This is a genomic window from uncultured Sphingomonas sp., assembly GCF_946477935.1.
In the GTDB taxonomy this organism is placed as follows: domain Bacteria; phylum Pseudomonadota; class Alphaproteobacteria; order Sphingomonadales; family Sphingomonadaceae; genus Sphingomonas.
Genome location: NZ_CAMLAC010000322.1, coordinates 1 through 3,203 on the forward strand (window position 1 = coordinate 1; position 3,203 = coordinate 3,203).

At 72.0% G+C, this 3,203-nt stretch carries 4 protein-coding genes; all 4 read left to right on the forward strand.

All coding sequences use genetic code 11. The annotated features are described in order from the left end of the window. Positions 1 to 1,006: phage portal protein (locus Q0U08_RS19250; protein ID WP_298093373.1), on the forward strand; the 1,006-nt coding region annotated here is incomplete at its 5' end. Continuing rightward, on the forward strand, positions 1,003 to 1,386 hold the full coding sequence (locus Q0U08_RS19255) for an HK97 family phage prohead protease (RefSeq protein WP_298093375.1): 384 nt from the start codon (positions 1,003 to 1,005) through the stop codon (positions 1,384 to 1,386). The genes Q0U08_RS19250 and Q0U08_RS19255, both read left to right, overlap by 4 nt. Continuing rightward, positions 1,386 to 2,384 (forward strand): phage major capsid protein, encoded by a 999-nt coding sequence (locus Q0U08_RS19260; protein WP_298093376.1) that lies wholly within the window; start codon positions 1,386 to 1,388, stop codon positions 2,382 to 2,384. The genes Q0U08_RS19255 and Q0U08_RS19260 overlap by 1 nt, the downstream gene beginning before the upstream one ends. Before the next feature lie 193 nt (positions 2,385 to 2,577). Continuing rightward, the gene (locus Q0U08_RS19265) at positions 2,578 to 3,045 is read left to right on the forward strand and encodes a hypothetical protein (RefSeq protein WP_298093378.1); all 468 of its coding nucleotides are present in this window, start codon (positions 2,578 to 2,580) and stop codon (positions 3,043 to 3,045) included. Positions 3,046 to 3,203: the final 158 nt, after the last annotated feature.

Sequence of the window (3,203 nt, forward strand, 5' to 3'; positions counted from 1 at the left end):
GTCCTACGAAACGCAGGTGCGCGAGGGGTATGCGCGCAACGCGGTGGCGCAGCGGGCGGTGAAGCTGGTGGCGGGCGGGGTGGCGGATGCGCCGCTGACCGCGTCCGACCCGGGGCTGCTGGCGCTGATCCAGGCGCGCAGCGCGGGGCAGTCGCTGTTGGAGACGGTGGCGGCGCAGTTGCTGCTGCATGGCAATGCCTATGTCCAGGTGTTGCGCGATGGCGAGGGCGGGGCGGCGGAGCTGTATGCGCTGAGGCCCGAGCGGGTGAGCGTGGAGGCGGATGCGGGCGGCTGGCCGGCGGCGTATACCTACCGGGTGGGTGCGCGCAGCCACCGGCTGGGGGCGGACCCGGTGCGGCCGCACGTCATCCACCTGAAGGCGTTTCATCCGCTGGACGATCATTACGGGCTGGGCTGTCTGGGTGCGGCGGCAGGCGCGATCGGCATCCATAATGCGGCGGCCGCCTGGAACCGGGCGCTGCTCGACAATGCCGCAAGGCCGTCCGGCGCGCTGGTCTATGATCCGGGTGACGGGTCGGTGCTGAGCGCGGAGCAGTTCGAGCGGTTGCGCGCCGAGATGGACGGCTTTGCGGGCGCGGGCAATGCCGGGCGGCCGATGCTGCTGGAGGGCGGGCTGAAATGGCAGGCGATGAGCCTGTCGCCCGCCGACATGGATTTCGTCGGCTGCAAGGCGGCGGCGGCGCGGGAGATCGCGCTGGCCTTCGGGGTGCCGCCGATGCTGCTCGGGCTGCCCGGCGACAATGCCTATGCCAATTACCGGGAGGCCAATCGCGCGCTGTTCCGCCTGGCGGTGCTGCCGCTGGCGACGGCGATCCTGTCCGGCCTGTCGCAAGGGCTGGCGGGATGGTTCGACGAGGCGGCGGTGGCGGTGGACCTGAACCGGGTGACCGCGCTGGCCGAGGAGCGGCAGACGCTGTGGGCGAGCGTGGCGGCGGCCGACTTCCTGAGCGCGGAGGAGAAGCGGCATCTGGTGGGGCTGGCATGACGCTGGCGTTCGCGGGGCATGCCGCGCTGTGGGACCGGGTGGACCGGGCGGGCGACGTGATGCGGCGCGGCGCCTTTGCCGGGGCGGGGCCGGTGCCCTTGCTGTGGCAGCACAAGGGCCGCGCGGTGGGGCGGATCGACGTGCTGCGCGAGGATGCGGTGGGGCTGTGGATCGAGGGGCGGGTGGATGACCCGGCGCTCGCCCCGCTGGTGCGCGGCGGGGCGGTGACGGGGCTGTCGGTCGGATACCGGCCCGAGCGGGTGGCGCAGGGCGCCCGGCGCGCGATCCTGGCGGCGACGCTGGTCGAGGTGAGTCTGGTTGCGGTGCCGATGCAGGCGCTGGCGCGGATTTCCAGGGTTTCTTGTGGGGGAGTGGAATGATGGACGTGATCGAACGACCGGTGCTGGACGGTGCGGCGCCCGAGCGGGACGGGGCCTTTGGCGGCTTCGTGCGCACCGGCGCCACGGTGGAACTGAAGGCGTTCACCGGCACGACCGGCGATGCGGGCGGCTATGCCGTGCCGCGCGAGATCGATGCGACGATCGATGCGGTGCTGAAAAGCGCCTCGCCGATCCGCGCCATCGCCAATGTGGTGAAGGTGGGATCGGCGGGGTATCGCAAGCTGGTGACCACCGGGGGCACGCCGTCCGGCTGGGCGGGCGAGACGCAAGCCCGGCCGGAGACGGGAACGCCCGCCTTTGCCGAGATCGCGCCGCCGATGGGCGAGCTGTTCGCCAATCCGTCGGCCAGCCAGGCGATGCTGGACGATGCCGCCTTCGACGTGGAGGAATGGCTGGCGGGCGAGATCGCCGCGGAATTCGCGCGTGCCGAGGGCGCGGCGTTCGTGAACGGCGACGGGGTGAACCGGCCGCGCGGGTTCCTGCGGGTGCCGATCGCGGCGACCGGTGATGCGGTGCGGGCTTTCGGCACGTTGCAATATCTGCCGAGCGGCACGGCGGGCAATTTCGGGGCGGATGCGGGCGAGCGGCTGATCGACCTGGTGCAGATGCTGCGCGCGCCGTACCGACAGGGGGCGTGCTTCGTGATGAACGCGGCGACGGTGGCGCGCATCCGCAAGCTGAAGACGCTGGACGGCCGCTTCCTGTGGGCGCCGGGGATGGTGGCGGGCCAGCCGGCGACGCTGCTGGGCTATCCGGTGGTGGAAGCCGAGGACATGCCCGACATCGCCGCCGATGCGACCGCGATCGCCTTTGGCAACTTCCGCGCCGGCTATTTGGTGGCGGAGCGCAACGAGACCGTGATCCTGCGCGATCCGTACACGAACAAGCCGTTCGTGACCTTTTACGCGACCAAGCGGATCGGCGGATGCGTGAGCGATTCGCAGGCGATCAAGCTGATGCGCTTTTCCGCGAACTGAGGGGAAAAGGCGGGGCAGCCGGTCAGGGGCTGCCCCGTAGTTCAGGGAGGAAGCCGAACCACACAGGGGGGAGGTGGAACGGCTGGGCCGATGTCCGAGGGGGTCGGGCAGCGGCCGACTCATCCTTTGGCGGTAAACTGTGACGTCCGTGTGTCGCTGTGTTGCCGCCATGTTTCCGAAAGGATGCAAAATAATGATCCAGGGACTGGCGGCATTGCCGGTGGCGGCGGTGGCCATGGCGGCAGACGCGGTGGCGCAGCGCGTCCACCGCGATGCGGTGGAGCCGGCGATCGCGGCGGCGGCGATCGGCGCGGCGGAGGATTTCTGCGGCCGGGTGCTGATCGTGCGCGACGCGGTGCAGGTGGTGGAGGCGGGCGGCGGCTGGCAGGCGCTGGTCCATGGACCGGTGCGCAGCATCGCGGGCACGCATGCTGTCGATATCAATGCGGCCGGCACCGGCTGGGTGCGCGTCGGCGCGCGCACGACGGTGCGGTATCAGGTGGGGCTGGCGGAGGACTGGGCCGCGTTGCCGCCCGGCATCGTGCAGGGGATCGCACTGTTCGGCGCGGTGCTGGCGACCGACGGCGCCGATGCGCCGCTGCCCGCCGGGGTGACGGCCCTTTGGCGGCCGTGGCGGCGGGTGCGGATCGGCCGGGCATGAGCGCGCGGGGATCGGTGGGGCGCGCCGCGCTGGCGGCGTTGCAGGGGCTGGCCGGATGCCCGGTCTTCGATGCGGCGCCGGCACGGGCGCGGGTGCCGTTCGGGGTGGTGGGCGAGCCGGTGCTGCTGCCCTGGCCGGCGAGCGGGGTGGAGGGGTGG